Raw genomic sequence first — 1114 nt, forward strand, 5'->3', positions numbered from 1 at the left:
TGTACTGCCCAGACAGGTTGGTCAGGCGGGCGATCGGTGGGCGTCGTCCGATAGCGGTGTGGGGCCGGTGATGGTTGTACTCGTGTAGCCATCCCGGCAGGGCCTGGCGGCGGGCGGTCTCGCTGAGGAACATCCGCTGGAATGCCCAGCCTTCGGCCATGGTGCGGTGGAAGCGCTCGATCTTGCCGTTGGTCTGCGGCCGGTAGGGCCGGGTCCGCTTGGGCTTGATGCCGAGCTCGAGGCAGGCGTCGTGCCAGGCGTGGGAGCGGTAGGGCGAGCCGTTGTCGGAGAGCACCCGCTCGACGGTGATGCCGCGCGCGGCGAACCAGGCCACCGCCCGGCGCAGCACACCGATGGCGGTGGCGGCGGTCTCGTCGTCGTGGATCTCGGCGTAGGCGACCCGGCTGTGGTCGTCGAGGACGGTGTGCACGAACGCGGTGCCCATCTTCAGGTTGTGGTGCCGGCTGCGCGGTTTGCCCGGCGTGGCGGCGTGATTGCGGTTGCCCTCCTGCCGGCCGAGGTAGCGCCACCCGCCGCCGTCGGGGATGTTGCCGAGCTTCTTGACGTCGACGTGCAACAGCGATCCGGGCCGGTCGTGCTCGTAGCGGCGGACGCGTTCGCTGGTGCGCCTGTCGACGTGCGAGAGCCGGTGCAGCCGGCAGCGGCGCAGCACCGCGTAGACCGTGGAGGCCGGCATGCCCAGCCGGGCGGCGATCTCCACCGGTCCCAGACGGTGGCGCCAGCGCAGGTGCACGATCCGGCGGACCACCGGCCGGGGCGTGCGGCGCGGGCAGCGGTGCGGCCGGGAGCTGCGGTCGACCATGCCGGCCGGCCCGGCCTGGCGGTAGCGCATCGCCCAGCGCTTGGCCGTCGGATAGGCGACCTGGAACACCGCGGCGGCGTAGGACACCGTCCAGCCGTCCTCGACCACGGCGCGGGCCAGGCGCAGACGCATGCGCGGAGTCAGAGCGGCGTTAGCGTGGGCCACGAGGACCTCCGGTTCGTGAGTGGGTGCCTTCAGCAGCTCCACTCCACGTCCGGAGGTCCTCCTCCACAAGATCAGCAGTCAGATCTCGTGGTCACACGTCCTCGACCAACGTCTCTGGTCAGTACA

Annotated in this window: 1 protein-coding gene; it reads right to left on the reverse strand. The window is 71.1% G+C overall.

All coding sequences use genetic code 11. From position 1 onward, the window contains the following. The coding region (locus ACI8AF_RS27495; protein WP_456542964.1) for an IS481 family transposase at positions 1–988 on the reverse strand (988 nt) is incomplete at its 3' end. Between the last annotated feature and the right edge of the window lie 126 nt (positions 989–1114).

This window comes from Blastococcus sp. SYSU D00669 (assembly GCF_054050715.1).